Source organism: Sulfurospirillum sp. SCADC, assembly GCF_000743525.1.
Taxonomy (GTDB): Bacteria; Campylobacterota; Campylobacteria; order Campylobacterales; family Sulfurospirillaceae; genus Sulfurospirillum.
This window is the reverse complement of the sequence record NZ_JQGK01000014.1, coordinates 1-14,857: the sequence shown is the minus strand read 5'-3', so window position 1 is coordinate 14,857 and position 14,857 is coordinate 1. Positions and strand designations below refer to the sequence as shown.

At 41.3% G+C, this 14,857-nt stretch carries 17 protein-coding genes; 13 read left to right on the top strand and 4 right to left on the bottom strand.

The genetic code is table 11. The features are described from left to right. Positions 1 to 69 precede the first annotated feature (69 nt). Genes cysK through JU57_RS09490 form a run of 3 tightly spaced genes read right to left on the bottom strand, consistent with a single transcriptional unit; the run spans position 70 to position 2,706 of the window. The gene (gene cysK / locus JU57_RS09500; protein WP_037960165.1) at positions 70 to 999 is read right to left on the bottom strand and encodes a cysteine synthase A; all 930 of its coding nucleotides are present in this window, start codon (positions 997 to 999) and stop codon (positions 70 to 72) included. Positions 1,000 to 1,020: 21 nt separating this feature from the next. Further along, positions 1,021 to 1,434, bottom strand: a complete 414-nt coding sequence (locus JU57_RS09495) for an Rrf2 family transcriptional regulator (protein WP_037960158.1) — start codon at positions 1,432 to 1,434, stop codon at positions 1,021 to 1,023. 9 nt (positions 1,435 to 1,443) lie between these two features. Continuing rightward, positions 1,444 to 2,706, bottom strand: coding sequence for an O-acetylhomoserine aminocarboxypropyltransferase/cysteine synthase family protein (locus JU57_RS09490; protein WP_037960154.1), 1,263 nt, complete (start codon positions 2,704 to 2,706; stop codon positions 1,444 to 1,446). Positions 2,707 to 3,124: 418 nt separating this feature from the next. Between JU57_RS09490 and JU57_RS09485 the strand changes: the two genes are divergently transcribed. From JU57_RS09485 to JU57_RS09435, 11 genes are all read left to right on the top strand, one after another. Next, entirely contained in the window at positions 3,125 to 3,403 is a 279-nt protein-coding gene (locus JU57_RS09485; protein ID WP_025345035.1) for a DUF2018 family protein, read from the top strand. After that, on the top strand, positions 3,396 to 3,851 hold the full coding sequence (locus tag JU57_RS09480; protein WP_037960152.1) for a hypothetical protein: 456 nt from the start codon (positions 3,396 to 3,398) through the stop codon (positions 3,849 to 3,851). The genes JU57_RS09485 and JU57_RS09480 overlap by 8 nt, the downstream gene beginning before the upstream one ends. 8 nt (positions 3,852 to 3,859) lie before the next feature. Next, the gene (locus JU57_RS09475; RefSeq protein WP_037960150.1) at positions 3,860 to 4,756 is read left to right on the top strand and encodes a polyprenyl synthetase family protein; all 897 of its coding nucleotides are present in this window, start codon (positions 3,860 to 3,862) and stop codon (positions 4,754 to 4,756) included. After that, positions 4,756 to 6,060 carry a glutamyl-tRNA reductase gene (gene hemA, locus JU57_RS09470; RefSeq protein ID WP_037960148.1) on the top strand — a complete coding sequence of 435 codons (1,305 nt, stop codon included), beginning with the start codon at positions 4,756 to 4,758 and terminating at the stop codon, positions 6,058 to 6,060. The genes JU57_RS09475 and hemA overlap by 1 nt, the downstream gene beginning before the upstream one ends. After that, positions 6,057 to 7,760 carry a proline--tRNA ligase gene (locus JU57_RS09465; protein WP_037960144.1) on the top strand — a complete coding sequence of 568 codons (1,704 nt, stop codon included), beginning with the start codon at positions 6,057 to 6,059 and terminating at the stop codon, positions 7,758 to 7,760. The genes hemA and JU57_RS09465 overlap by 4 nt, the downstream gene beginning before the upstream one ends. Then, positions 7,757 to 8,185: an FxsA family protein gene (locus tag JU57_RS09460; protein WP_037960140.1), complete on the top strand. Its 429-nt coding sequence runs from the start codon at positions 7,757 to 7,759 to the stop codon at positions 8,183 to 8,185. The genes JU57_RS09465 and JU57_RS09460 overlap by 4 nt, the downstream gene beginning before the upstream one ends. Then, positions 8,133 to 8,993 (top strand): thioredoxin domain-containing protein, encoded by an 861-nt coding sequence (locus JU57_RS14105; RefSeq protein WP_294876992.1) that lies wholly within the window; start codon positions 8,133 to 8,135, stop codon positions 8,991 to 8,993. Before JU57_RS09460 ends, JU57_RS14105 begins: the two co-directional genes overlap by 53 nt. Continuing rightward, positions 8,990 to 9,934, top strand: coding sequence for a hydroxymethylbilane synthase (gene hemC / locus JU57_RS09450; protein WP_037960130.1), 945 nt, complete (start codon positions 8,990 to 8,992; stop codon positions 9,932 to 9,934). The genes JU57_RS14105 and hemC overlap by 4 nt, the downstream gene beginning before the upstream one ends. Before the next feature lie 9 nt (positions 9,935 to 9,943). After that, positions 9,944 to 11,752, top strand: coding sequence for a menaquinone biosynthesis decarboxylase (locus JU57_RS09445; protein ID WP_037960128.1), 1,809 nt, complete (start codon positions 9,944 to 9,946; stop codon positions 11,750 to 11,752). 140 nt (positions 11,753 to 11,892) lie between these two features. Next, positions 11,893 to 12,486 (top strand): hypothetical protein, encoded by a 594-nt coding sequence (locus tag JU57_RS09440; RefSeq protein ID WP_037960126.1) that lies wholly within the window; start codon positions 11,893 to 11,895, stop codon positions 12,484 to 12,486. Positions 12,487 to 12,568: 82 nt separating this feature from the next. Next, positions 12,569 to 13,219, top strand: coding sequence for a ferritin family protein (locus JU57_RS09435; RefSeq protein WP_037960124.1), 651 nt, complete (start codon positions 12,569 to 12,571; stop codon positions 13,217 to 13,219). A 54-nt stretch (positions 13,220 to 13,273) separates the two neighbouring features. On the opposite strand, the gene cowN is transcribed toward JU57_RS09435, so the two are convergent. Next, positions 13,274 to 13,579, bottom strand: coding sequence for a N(2)-fixation sustaining protein CowN (cowN, locus tag JU57_RS09430; protein WP_037960122.1), 306 nt, complete (start codon positions 13,577 to 13,579; stop codon positions 13,274 to 13,276). A gap of 186 nt (positions 13,580 to 13,765) precedes the next feature. On the opposite strand from cowN, the gene JU57_RS09425 reads away from it, so the two are divergent. Both JU57_RS09425 and JU57_RS09420 read left to right on the top strand, forming a co-directional pair. Beyond that, positions 13,766 to 14,470, top strand: coding sequence for an AraC family transcriptional regulator ligand-binding domain-containing protein (locus JU57_RS09425; protein WP_037960120.1), 705 nt, complete (start codon positions 13,766 to 13,768; stop codon positions 14,468 to 14,470). Next, the gene (locus tag JU57_RS09420) at positions 14,467 to 14,808 is read left to right on the top strand and encodes an AraC family transcriptional regulator (RefSeq protein ID WP_051906771.1); all 342 of its coding nucleotides are present in this window, start codon (positions 14,467 to 14,469) and stop codon (positions 14,806 to 14,808) included. Before JU57_RS09425 ends, JU57_RS09420 begins: the two co-directional genes overlap by 4 nt. Positions 14,809 to 14,857: the final 49 nt, after the last annotated feature.

Genomic DNA, 14,857 nt, shown 5'->3' with positions numbered 1-14,857 from the left:
TATCCATGCCTCTATAGCGTTAGAGAAATGGTACCATAAAATCTGTTAAAGGCAAAAAGAGAGTCGTTTTCACGACTCTTTGTATTCATACAGACCAGCACTTAAGTAACGCTCACCCGTATCGCATAAAATGGTAACAATAGTTTTACCTTTGTTTTCTGCTCGTTGCGCAATGGCTGAAGCAACATGGACATTGGCACCTGCAGAAATACCGACCAATAAACCCTCTTGTTTGGCAAGATTACGGGATGTTTCAATGGCATTTTCATAACTGACTTTGATTACTTCATCGTAGATTTTCGTATCAAGGACAGCAGGTATAAATCCTGCGCCGATACCTTGGATCTTATGCGGTCCTGGTGCTCCACCGGAGAGAACGGGCGACGTGTCTGGCTCAACGGCGATAATTTTAATGTTAGGATTAAGTTCTTTGAGTCTTTTCCCTGTGCCGGTAATTGTTCCACCCGTTCCCACCGCAGCCACAAAAATGTCTATTTTACCATCGGTATCTTTCCAAATTTCTTCGGCTGTGGTGGCGTAGTGAATCGCTGGATTGGATTCATTGGCAAATTGTTGTGGTACAAACGAGTTAGGTGTCTCTTTGGAAAGTTCCGTCGCTTTTTCCACAGCACCTCTCATGCCCAGTGTTGACTCTGTTAATACCAGTTCAGCCCCGAGTGCCGCCAAAAGTTTGCGACGCTCTAAGCTCATGGAACTTGGCATAGTAAGAATGAGTTTTAAGCCAAGACTTGCACATACCATCGCCAAACCAATGCCTGTATTGCCACTGGTGGGTTCAATAATAATTGAGCTGTGGTCAATTAAGCCTTTTTCTAAAGCGGTTTTAATCATGTTAAATCCAATACGATCTTTAACGGAGTGTGAAGGGTTAAGAAATTCACATTTTCCAAGAATCAACGCGTTTGAAGCATTGGATACATGGTTGAGTTTCACAAGAGGTGTGTTGCCGATAAGTTCTGTTACGTTGTGTGCATACATAAGAATCTCCTTAAGTTAGATTTAGATGCTATAGTTGAGTTGGGTACTAAGACGTTGTGAATAGACTTCAAATTCGGATAAAGGCACGTTAAAAATCTCTTGGATTTTATGATTGCTCTCTTCGTAAAACATTCGAAGTACAGGGTCTTTCACGTCCACATCAGTGACAACAAGATTGCCTTCTAATGCAATTAGAATATCTTTGATCAAAATATCTTCTGCATTCTTAGCTAATAAATAGCCTCCATAAGCACCTCTGACACTGCTGACAAGCCCTGCTTGACGTAGCAGAATTAAAAGCTGTTCTAAATAATTTTGGGGAATTTCAGCACGTGCTGAAATCTCCTTGATTTGTAATGGTTTCGTGCTTTTTGCTAAAAAAAGCTGGTACATGGCACTTAAACCATACATGCCTTTGGTTGAAAGTAGGGACATAGCCTCTCCTTAACCGAGTGCAATTTTAAGATCAGAGATGAGATCATCGGCATTTTCAAGTCCAATGCTAAGGCGAATCAGTCCTGCTTTAACGCCTGATTTTTCTAACTCTTCCGTTGAAAGCTGTTGATGCGTGGTGCTTGCTGGATGCGTAATGATGGATTTTGAATCACCAATGTTGACCACAACGGAGAAAATTTTAGTGCTATTTAAAATATGCTTTGCAAATTCAAAATCTTCCACTTCAAAGCTTAAAAGTCCCGATGTTTGAGCCTCTACAAAGTACTGTTTTGCTCTTACATGTAAAGGGTCACTCTCCAGTCCTGGGTACGAGACTTTTTTCACTTTTGGGTGCGATTTTAGAAAGGATGCTACTTTATAGGCATTGCGTGAATGCTCTTTGACACGCAAGGAAAGTGTTTCAAGTCCTTGAATCAGCAACCAAGCGTTAAAGGGTGCAATGGTCGCTCCGATGTCACGAATCAGTGAAAGGCGAATCCTGAGTGAAAAGATCGGGAATGGTAAGGTCGCGTACACCAATCCATGGTAACTCTCATCGGGCTCATTAAAGTGAGGGTAGCGTGGATTGCCGATCAGCTTTGCATTGAGCCCTTTAGCTTCCACGATCAAACCACCGATTGCACTGCCTTGACCAGAGATGTATTTGCTTGCGCTGTGAACGCTCACATCAATGCCATGGTTAAGGGGTTGGAACAAAATAGGGGTGGCTACGGTGTTGTCCGCAACGGTAATAATGTTGTATTTTTGAGCGATAGCGACGATTTTTTCAATATTGGGGATCGCAATTTGAGGATTTGAAAGCGTTTCAAAGAAAATCGCTTTGGTTTTATCATCAATCAATGCTTCCAAATCATCGGCATGGTCGCTCTCAAAGACTTTTGCGGTAATGCCAAAACGTTTAATCGTATGGGTTAAAAGCGTGGTGGCACCACCGTAGATTTTCTTCGCAACGAGGATATTATCGCCAGCTTCTGCTAAGTTTGCAATCGCAAAAAAGATCGCTGCTTGACCACTTGCGGTTGCAATCGCCGCTTCACCGTTTTCAACCGCCGCAATTCTCGCTTCGAGAACATCGGTTGTTGGATTGTTCAGACGTGTATAGATGGGTCCAAGCTCTTTGAGTGCAAAACGGTTCGCCGCAGTCTCGGCACTTCCAAAGTCATACGCTGTGGTTTGGTAGATAGGAACGGACATTGTGCCAAATTGCTGTTTGTCATATCCATAATGCAGAGCAAGTGTCTCTTGATTCATTTTTAATCCTTTTTGTTTCGTTGCTGAAAGTATAGACTAATTTTTTTTCAATGTCAAGTAACTTTATCAAATAACTAATGATTAAAAAAGTAGAGATTATTTTTGGGAAGAGGGAAGGGAAGTAAAAGCATTTTTTATCGTTACATGTAAAGACCCATGGAGGATGAATAATACTGCTAGCACTCTCAAAGCATAAAAAACTAACCCAATAAATTGTAAAGATTATTATACATATAATTTTATGTAAATAGTCTATTTTAGGCACTTTTTAAGTATGATTTTTGAAGAATTAAAGCAGTGTTTACTAACACTTTGTTAGTGAAAAATGCTTCTCGAACGTCTGCAATCTCTCTTGTGGTTTTTCAGATGAGACAAGCTTTAGTGTGCTATAATCTTCTTTTTTGAATGAGGAGAAACGATGTTGTACGAAGACGAAGATGACTTTTTTATGGGAAGTCCTAGAAGTAAATTTTTTGATATTCTCTTTAATGCGAACAGAGAACTGGTGAAAACAAAGCTTTTAGAGATCGTGGATCGTTACAGCGCTATGGAAATTTTGCTTGAAAAGCAGGTCGGTGTTGACGCCCTAGAAGGAATGATTCGTACGGTTTTGATGGACGAAATGGACGCGGTGGTTGAGCATAATAACGATCTGTTTATTAGCAGTGTTGGGGAAATTTTAACCCAAAATGAATAAAAGCGTATTGTGGCTGTTACTTTTGTGTTCTTATGTGTTTTGTGCACCGATAGAATACGAATATGAGCATAAATTTATCCTCAAAAAAGACGAACCAGGGTTGGTTTTGATCAACCATAAAGAGGTGACTAAAAAGCCAACCGCTGAAAATCCCAATAACGAATACCTCTTAAAACTTCGTTGGACGCTCTTTACCAACAATATGTTGACTCTTTTAGTCAACTATAGAGGCTACCCCACACAGTATGTTTTAGAGAAAAAATACCCTTTACAGAGCATTATTGTTCCGCTTTTACCCGATGGAAATAACAAGATGATTGCGCGAACCTATGCAAAAATTGTCTTTAATGACTTCGATCAAAGAAATAAAGAGGCAATTTTAGATATATTTATAGAAGATAATCAACAACGCATAGAAGTTGAGTTTAAACCCAAAAAGAAACCGTAGGAACGCACGTGTTAGGAAAAGTTGAAAATTTGATGGTTGAGATGGTCGCTTCTTTAGGTGATCCACGTAGTGTTGAGCTCTTTCATAGAGTTCCTAAAGGAAAACGTTTACGCGCAAAACTTATTTTAAAGATCGCTGGAGTCAATGAAGATTCACTCAAACTTGCCGCCATTGTTGAGTTGATTCATGCGGCGAGTTTACTGCACGATGATGTGATTGATGATGCGTTTACAAGACGAGGCGAAGAGTCCATTAATGCCCTTTTTGGCAATAAAACCGCCATTATGTTAGGCGACATTCTCTACTCAAAAGGCTTTAGTGAACTTACCTTTTTGCCCAAAGATGTTGCGTACAGCATCTCACATGCCGTAGCACTGCTTTCCGTGGGTGAACTGTTAGATGTAGAGCTTTCGCAAACCTTTAATGAGAGCGAAGAGCGTTACTTTGACATGATCTACAAAAAAACGGCTTCACTCATAGAAGCTTCAGCCAAAGCCGCAGCACTTCTTGCTGGCAAAAATGGCGATATTTACGCACTGTATGGTAAAAACTTGGGACTCGCTTTTCAAATCATCGATGATATTTTGGATATTACACAAAGCAGCGAAACCCTTGGTAAACCTTCATTGAATGACTTTAAAGAGGGCAAAGCGACGCTACCGTATCTTTACATGTACAGTGCATTAAGCTTTGCAGATCAAGCTAAACTTCTCTCTTTGTTTCAACAAGAGCTTGATGAGGCAGATAAAGTGTGGATTAAAACCAAAATGAATGAAACAAAAGCGCTCCAAGATGCCATTGCCTATGCGAGAAGGCTGGGAATGGAAGCGTTAGACGTGATTGAAAATGAAGAAGATGTGGGCTTAAGCTCCATTATAAAAGAGATGATCGAGAGGAATTTTTAATGCACTATCTTACGATGAGTTTTACACACAAAAACACAGATATTAGCATTCGTGAAAAATTAGCGTTTAATTCAGAAGAAAAATGCCGCCATTTTATGGGAACGTTGATCGGCTGTGCTGCGGTGAATGAAGTGATTTTACTTTCTACATGTAATCGTGTGGAGATCATCACCAGCGTCACAGATTGCCAATCAGCTTTGGGCGATTCATTTGATCTTTTAAGCCATGTTGCCAATGTTTCGCGTGAAGCGTTAGAAGAACATGCGGATATTTATGAAGACAATGGCGCCATTCACCATCTGTTTACGGTGTGCGCTTCCTTGGACAGTCTGGTCATAGGTGAGACGCAAATCGCGGGGCAACTCAAAGAGGCGTTTAAATTTGCCTTTGAAAATAACTACTGTGGACAGAAACTAGGACGTGCGATGCACCATGCTTTTCGCTGTGCCGCAGAAGTGCGAAGCCGCACCGACATTTCCAAAAGCCCCGTCTCCGTTTCCAGTGTTGCGGTCAATAAAGCCAAAGATCTTCTAGGCAGCATTGGCGGACTCAGTGCGTTGGTTGTAGGTGCAGGTGAGATGAGTCAGCTAGCGGCTAAGCATCTGATCGCCAATGGGGTCAATGTCATTATCATCAACCGCAATCTTGAGCATGCCCAAGCTTTGGCGGCAGAACTTGGAGAGCTTGCAACCACAGCACCGTATTCAAAGCTTACAGAATTTATCAACCGTTACCGCCTTGTCTTTACCGCAACGGGTGCGCCTCACAGTGTGATTAGCGATGACATGGTCGAAGAGAAAGAGTTTTCACGTTATTGGTTCGACATCGCGGTTCCTCGAGATATTGATATTAAGGAGCATGCAAATTTGCATGTTTATGCCGTGGATGATCTAGAAGAGATTGTCAATCGCAATATGTCTCTTCGTGAAGAACAAGCTAAAATCGCGTACTCCATCGTGGGTCGAGCCACCATGGAATTTTTTAAATGGTTGCAGAGCATGTGCGTCGATCCGATCATCAAAGAGATTCGCGATCATGCGAAAGAGTGTTCGTTGCAGGAGCTCGAAAAAGCGGTCAAAAAAGGGTATATTCCTGAAGAATTGCACGATCAAGTCTCCAAAGTACTGCACCATGCCTTTAACTCTTTTTTACACTCCGCTACTAAAAACCTTAAAGAGGTCGCTGAAAAACCAGAAGCTGACACGATCGTGCAAGCGGTTCAATATATTTTTAATATCAATGAAGACCAAACAAAACGTATGAATTTATACAAATGTGAATACCAAATGGGGGGAATAAAATGAGATTTTCAAAACTGTATGCACCAACAACGAAGGATGCACCCAAAGATGCAACACTTCCAAGCCATCAATTCTTGGTGCGTGGCGGTTTTATCTCACAAGTAGGAAGTGGACTGTATAACTTTTTGCCAATGGGAAAAATCGTTTTTGACAAAATCAAAAATGTCGTTAAAGAAGAGATGGATGAAACCGGTGCCCAAGAGATTCAGATGGATGTGGTTACCCCTGCGGAACTTTGGAAACAAAGTGGTCGTTACGATGTGTTTGGCAAAGAGTTGTGTCGCTTTAAAGATCGAAAAGAGAACGAATTTGTACTAGGCCCTACCCATGAAGAGGTTGTCGTAGACATCGTTCGCAACCGCATCAACAGCTACAAACAGCTGCCACTGCATCTTTATCAAATTACGACAAAATTCCGCGATGAAGCGCGTCCTCGCTTTGGACTGCTTCGAGGTCGCGAATTCACGATGAAAGATGGTTACAGCTTCCATGAAGATGAAGCGTGTATGAAAAAAGAGTTTGATGTGATGGAGAAAACCTACACCAAAATCTTTACACGCTTAGGACTTGATTTTAGAGCCGTTGAGGCAGACAGTGGCGCCATTGGTGGCAGTGGTAGTAAAGAGTTTATGGTGCTCGCACAAAACGGGGAAGATGACATCGTTGTGTGTCAACAATGCTCGTATGCTGCGAACATTGAAGCGGCAAAACGCTCTCCTAAAACGACGAGCGCAGAAGCGCCTGAAGCCAATCTTTCCAAATTCAAAACTCCCGATATGAAAACCATTGAGGATGTCTGTAACTTTTTCAAAGTGGATCCTTTTTACAGCATTAAAGCCGTCGTTAAAAAAGCTGTTTATGTCGATAAAGAAGAGGTGGTTGTTTTCTTTGTACGCGGCAATGATGAACTGCAAGAGACTAAAGCACAAAATGCGTGTTGTGCTCTGGATCTTTTAGATGCTTCTTTAGAGGATGTTGAAAAAGCTGGGCTCAAAGCAGGCTTTATCGGACCGATTGGACTAGAATGTGTAAAATTTTACATAGATTTAGAGCTTAAAGAGGCGAAGAATCTTATCTGCGGTGCGAATGAAACAGACTTCCACATGGTGGGTGTCTCCATGTTTAACTTCAATGAAGATCGTTACAAAGACTTAGTTAGTGTCAAAGCAGGTGATCGTTGTGCATGTTGCGGTGGGGAGCTTGGAGTGACCAAAGGCATTGAAGTCGGGCACATCTTCCAACTCGGACAAAAATACGCAAAAGCGATGGGCGCAACCTTCTTAGATAAAAATGGCAAAGCACAACCTTTCTTTATGGGCTGCTATGGTGTGGGTGTGAGTCGTTTGGTGGCTGTTATGATCGAAGCAAGCCATGATGAAAAAGGGTGCATTTGGAACAAGCAAACCGCTCCGTATCTTTTGGATATCATTGTCTCTAATGGTAAAGATGAGGCGCAAAGTGGATATGCAGAAAAAATTTACACTGCTTTAAAAGCTGAGCGCTTGAATGTCCTTTTGGACGATCGCAATGAGCGTTTTGGTTTTAAAATGAAAGATTATGAACTCATTGGACTTCCGTACGCACTGATCGTTGGTAAAGAGCTTGAAGAGGGGTTTGTTGAGATTGTTGAGCGAAAAACTTTGGAGAAAATGGTTGTCAAAAAAGAAGATGCTCTTGCTATACTAAGGGAGCTTTTAGCGTGAAGTATTTTCTGATCTATCTCTTTTTGGAAGTGATGGTCTCTTTAAATATTGCTTCTGAGATTGGGGTGATGGCAACGTTTGGTGAACTTGTTATCTCAGCCCTTTTAGGTGGGATTTTGCTTGCCAATTTCCGCTTGACACTGATGCAAAATCTCACTGCCTTGATGCAAGGTGAAATCAGCCCTTCATCGTTTCAAAGACTCAATCTTTGGGCGATTGTAGGCGCCATTTTGTTGATATTACCCGGTTTCTTAGGTGACATCATAGGTTTACTGTTGCAGTTTAGCTCATTGGTGACTTTAATCGTTTCAAAATTCTTACATGTAAAAGACGAAACCCCCACAACAACGCATTTTAAACAAGGAGATCACGATGAGATCATTGATGTTGAAATTATTGACGACAATCATCACCTTAAGCAGTAGCACGCTTTTCGCAGCAGCGTCTACCCCAGAACTGGATGCCAAAGTAACGACATTTTTGCAAAAAGCCATTGCTCCCAATGAAAATTACACCTTTGATAAAGTGGTGATTCTCAAAAAAGAGGCGATGAGAGAGATGCCCGAATGGATGGTCTATTTTGTGCGCATTGATCTTAAGCTGACCAAGCAAGAGGGTAAAAAACTCTCCGTCAATGACGTTGTCTTTACCGATGGTAAGATTCTGAGTAAAGATTTTGCTGATCTTACCAGTGGTCGAAGCATTAAAGAGAGCTATTCGCTCGATGTAGATGCCTCCGCGTACACCAAAGAGCATCTTTTAGCTGGAAATCTGAATGCACCGCATAAACTCGTTGTCTTTAGCGATCCACTCTGTCCTTTTTGCATGGACTTTTTACCCGAAGTGATAGCCGATGTGGAAGCCAATCCGCAAACGTTTGCGCTCTTTTACTACCATTTTCCTCTCTCGATTCACCCAGCATCACCTACATTGGTAAAAGCGATGATCTTAGCCGAAGAGCAGGGCGATAAAGCGATTGTCAAGAAAGTATACAAAGAGTTTTTTGATATAAAAATCAGCGATGAAAAGGCAATTTTAGAGCTTTTCAACACAGCGTTAAATAAAAATTTTACCGTTGATCAGATCAATCAAGCGCATATTGTGCAAAAACTCACGCAAGACCAAGCGCTTGCCGCAGCACTCATGGTCAATGGCACGCCGACGATCTATCTGGATGGTAAAAAAGACGATACAAAACGAAGCTATAGAAAATTTATAAAAGAGTCTAAATGAAAAAACTCATTATTGCAACCCGTGGAAGTAAATTGGCCCTTTGGCAGTCTGAATTTGTCAAAGCGGAGCTTGAAAAAGCGCATCTTGGTCTTGAAGTTGAACTCTCTGTCATGATGACCAAAGGCGATAAAATTTTGGATGTCGCTTTAGCCAAAATTGGTGGCAAAGGGCTTTTCACGAAAGAGCTTGAAGAGGCGATGCTTCGTGGTGAAGCACACATTGCTGTGCACAGTTTAAAAGATGTGCCTATGGAGTTCCCTAAGGGTTTGAAGCTCGGTGTCATCACGAAGCGCGAAGATGTGCGTGATGCGATGCTTTCTGAAAAATACGCTTCATTAGAAGCGCTTCCTCATGGAGCAGTTGTGGGAACAACGAGTTTGAGACGTCGCATGCAGCTTTTAAAACTACGTCCTGATTTTGTGATCAAAAATCTTAGAGGCAATGTCAATACGCGCATTCGAAAGCTTAAAGAGGGCGAATTTGATGCGATCATTTTAGCGAGTGCTGGCATAAACCGTTTGGGGCTGAGCGCAGAAGTGACCTATTTTACACCGATTTCTAAAGAGGTGATGATCCCTGCTTCGGGGCAAGCAGCGCTTGGGATTGAAATTGTCTGCGATGCCGAGGTTGAACGTTTGGTCTCCGTGCTGAATGATGCAGATGCCATCATCGAAACACGCGTTGAGCGCGACTTTGTGACCATCCTTGAAGGCGGTTGCCAAGTGCCTATTGGGGTGAACGCAGAATTGCGTGGCGATGCTTTACATGTAAAAGCAATTCTAGGGCTTCCCGATGGCTCTGAAATGCTCAGCGAAGCGATAACCACCACACGAGCGGAGTATGCAAGTGTGGGTAAAGCATTGGCACAAAAAGTCCTTGATAGAGGAGCAAAAGCGCTCTTGGAACGTGCGGAAAAGATCGCGCTCAACGAAATTTTTTAAAGGCTAACCATGCAGCGAATCATTGAGCTTTTACGCAAAAATAACCTTTTACATGTCATCGATACGGAGCTTGATATTGACCTAGAAATCCCCCATTTGGCTTACATCGAAGTCAAAAAAGAGGACTCCAAAGCGCTTTTATTTACCAAACCTGTGAGCAAAAGATTGGGAAAATCGTTCGATATGCCAGTGCTGATGAATGTGTTTGGATCGACTAAAGCGACTGAGCTTATTTTTGGTAAAAATCCTAACGTCGTAGCTAAGCAGATCGAAGCACTCATGCACATGAAACCACCCACATCGTTTATGGATAAAATGGGCATGCTTGGAACACTGTTTAACCTTAAAAATGCGCTTCCAAAACGACTGAAAGGCAAGGGTGTTTGTCAAACAAAAGTGTATGACGAGCCCAATCTCTATGATTTCCCTATTTTAACCACATGGAGTGAAGACGGTGGTCCGTTTATCACGATGGGGCAGGTTTACACACAAAGTTTGGATGGGACGAAACAAAATCTAGGCATGTACCGCTTGCAAGTTTACGATAAAAACCGTTTGGGCATGCACTGGCAGATTCATAAAGACAGCGCACATTTCTTTCATGAGTACCAAAAAGCGGGTAAAAAAATGCCTGTGAGCATTGGAATTGGTGGTGATCCTCTTTATATTTGGTGTGGACAAGCGCCGATGCCGATTGGTATGTTTGAGCTTTTGTTGTATGGTTTTATCAAAGATAAAAGTGCTCGTTTGGTGAAATCACTGACCAATCCTATTTATGTGCCTGAAGATGTGGATATCGTCATCGAAGGTTGGGTTGATCCTTCTCAAATGGAAATCGAAGGGCCTTTTGGCGATCATACAGGCTATTACACGCTTAAAGAGCCATATCCGGTGATGGATGTGACCTGCATTACATGTAAAGAAAAACCTGTTTATCAAGCGACCGTTGTGGGAAAACCTCCTTTGGAAGATAAATATATGGGCTGGGCGACGGAGCGCATTTTTTTACCGCTTCTCAAAACGACAGCTCCTGATCTCATTGATTACAACATGCCTGAAAATGGCGTGTTTCATAACTTTATTTTAGCCAAGATGAATGTGCTCTATCCTGGACATGCAAAACAGTTTATGCACGCATTTTGGGGTGTAGGACAGATGAGTTTTGTTAAACACGCCATTTTTGTCGATGAAAATGCTCCTGACTTAGATGATTACGAGCCTTTGAGTGATTACATCTTAAATCGTGTCAGTGCGAAACGTTTGCTCATTAGCGAAGGTGTGTGCGACGCCCTTGATCACGCTTCTCCAAATGCGCTGTTTGGTGGAAAATTAGGTGTTGATTGTACGGGTAGTGTGATTGATACACCTTCTAAAATCATTTTGAGCGATAGAGATCTTCTGTTTAAAGTCACGACCTTGGTTCCTGAAGTTTCTGTGCTTAAACAGTATAAAACAGAAACAAAAACACCGATTACCGTTATGACCATCGACAAGAAGAGGGCAGGCAAAGAGGTGTATGAAGCACTCAAACCTTTAAAAGAGCATATGAAGCTTTTGATCGTTGTCGATACGCAGGGCAATAGCGTGGATAATGCCTATATGTTGATCTGGCGCGTGGTCAATAACATCGATGCACTTCGCGACATTTTTGTCGAAGAGGAGTTCATTGGCATTGATGCGACGACTAAAAATGATCTTGATGGCTACACCAGAGAGTGGCCCAAAGACACCGACTGCGATCAAAAAACGATAAAGCGCTTGATAGAGCTTGGTTTGGTTGAGAAGAACCCAGCATTTTTAAAACACTTCCATATCTAATCTCTTTTTTATGTATACCATTTGTTTTTATCATTAACAAATGGTATACATTTTTCCTCTCTTCTTTTCAAATAAACCCTAAGTATTGAAATATTTCACAAAAAGTAATAGAATAGTCCATTCTGACTTGGGAGTAAGCGATGCAGACATCTTACAAGCCTTTAGTTGAGCGTTACGATATACCGAGACCTACATTGATTGAGTGGCAGAAGAGGGCAGAGCAAAAAGATAACTGGCGCGTTAAGCATCTGGCGTATCTTCGAATGCAGCTGAGTGTTGAACAAGAGACGTATGCAGAGATTAAAGCGTATGCGCCTTGCGTTGAAGATCTTTTTTTGTTTAGTGTCTATCTTTTTTTCCACAATACCACCGATTTTTTACCCAAAGAGACATTTTTACAAGGACTAAGAGAGTTTTCCTTGCAGATTCGCACAGGCGTTGAGTACCAACATGAGTTTGCTGGACGCATTTGGTCGCTTCGCATGGGGGAAGAGTCGAGTAAAAAGATGGTCAATTATTACCGCTTGTTTGATCTTCTCAAAAAATTTACCGCCGCACAGTACGCACTTTTGTTTAGTGCTGTCTTAGAGTTTGTCCAACAGGTCAAAGCAAAATATGACATTGGAACAAAGAGTTTTTTAGAAGGCAAAACGTGGCAAGAACTTTACATGTACGACAAAGCGTTTGCCCCTAAAGTCATTGAAGATTTTTTCAGTAAAAAAGGAATTCTGTAGATAATAAAAATTATTAATTGCAATTTATTACTATTTAAGTAAAACTAGATTAAAATGTCACTATAACTTTAAAGGAGTAAGAATGAGACAGTACGAGACATACAAATGCAGTAAATGCGGGAATGAAGTGGAAGTTCAAAATGTGGGTGGCGGTAAACTGACCTGTTGTGGTCAAGAGATGGCGTGCATCACCGAAGACTTAACAGCAGTCAATTTGATGAAAGCCTTTGCCGGTGAATCTCAAGCGCGCAATAAATATGACCTTTTTGCTGACATTGCCTTGGAAGAGGGTTGGCATGCGATCTCTCGTCACTTTAGAGAAGCGGCTGAAAATGAAAAATGGCATGCAAGAGCTGAGTTTAAAGCGTACCATAAACTGGTCGATGGCGCTGAGACAGAGATTACCTTGAAAAACCTTGACAGCGCGATGGCAGGTGAAAACTACGAACATACCATCATGTACCCAGAGTTTGCCAAAATCGCTGAGGAAGAGGGGCACAAAGAGCTTGCACGTCTTTTTAATGCCATCGGTAAAGTAGAAGTAGAGCACGAACGCGAATACAAAGCCCTTCAAGACGCAATGAAAGAAGATGGCTTCTTTGAAGATGCTGAAGAAGAGATTTGGGTTTGTGAAGTGTGTGGACATATTCATCGTGGTAAAAAAGCACCCAAAGCGTGTCCATTGTGTAAAGTGGGACAAGAGTATTTCAAACGCCAAGACTTGGGCATCTAAGGTCAATCTACAGAAACACCCACACAAAGGTGTTTCTGCCTTTTTTATTGCTTTTTAACAGCACTCCATCTCTGCTTGTTCCATCAATATTACCCCTTTTTCAAATTCATATTCTTCAAAAAGCGTACTGAGATAAAAGATATGCGAACAGATATGGTACAAAATATCTTTGGAATCTTTCTTAGCAAAAACCTCTTTATAATTTTGAGGAATCAACGTTTCAAAACGCACCCATAACTCATTTTTTGCTTCTGGATAGAGTGCAAAAAGTTCATACATCGCATCCAAAACCAAGATAGCATTTTCATAACAGTCGATGTTGGCAAAAGTGACATAGCGATCACGTACTTTTTCGATCATTGTTTCTCCTTGAGCTACTTTTTTAATTAAAAAGATTATGCCGTAGGTTTGCCTCTATGCGTTTGACAAAAGATGTCTTTTTTTTGATAAATTGCGTTAAATTTAGACAAAAAAAGGGAAAGATTCGCGGTGTAAACGGTATAATTTAGTTGTTTTGCTAGCTTATTTTAGCCTAAAGGATCGTTCTTGGAGCATGTTTCAGCGGTAACGTTGCACTTTATCTTAAGCGTTTTGCGGTCACAGTATCAGATCAATACCGATGTGCTTTTAGACGAGATAGGCATTAATGCTGAGATTTTTTTAGAAGAGAACAGTTATATTGAAAGTGACAAAGTCAAAGCTTTATTTTACAAGGCTGCAGAGATTTGTAAAGATCCTTGTTTAGCGTTGCATCTGGGTGCGACTTCATCTTCTGAATCGTTGGGGTTGCTTGGCTATATGCTTGCCAATAGTGCCAATGTCGAAGAGATGCTTAAAAAATTATGCACGTTTTCAATTTTAATTGGCAAAAATCTTCAATTTTCGCTTATGCTCGAAAATGGGTATACCAAATTACGCTTTAGTGTAGGGGATAATCCTCTGATTCCCGTGCCCACACATCAAGTTGAAATCCATTTAAGCGCGATTATGACACTGATCCGTCAACTTTCAATGACGTTGTTCCAAAATTTGCCCATTTTCAATACCCAAAAGTCTCTATTATCCAAGAGTACGAGAGGTTGTTTGGAAAAAATTTACATTTTAATGCGTACGATAATGCCCTGTTTTTCACAGAAGCAGAGCTCTTGCTACCTCTTAAAAATGCTTACCCTGGATTGCTCAAATACTTTGAATCCCAAGCAGAAAAGATCATTGACAATTTTTATGATAAGAGCTGGAATAGTAAAGTGAGAAAGCTGATTTTACTGCGTCTTGGCAATGAATCTGTCTCTATCGAAACCCTTGCAAGTTTATTACATGTAACGGTGCGTAGGTTGCAGATGTACCTCAAAGAAGAGGGCTGTGTCTATACAAAATTACTTGAAGATGTGAGAAAAAAATTGGCACTGTACTATCTGCACAATTTTTCAATTGATATTGGAACGGTAGCTCTTTATTTGGCTTACAATGATCTTAGCAGCTTCACACGAAGTTTTAAACAGTGGAATGGTACGTCACCACAACAGTACCGCAACCAGCTTCCTTTTAATCATGGGCATTCTGCCATTATGCCACAACTTTTAAACTAATAAAATTCACCTCTGCAAATGATATAAGTAGTCGACCCTGAAAAACAAG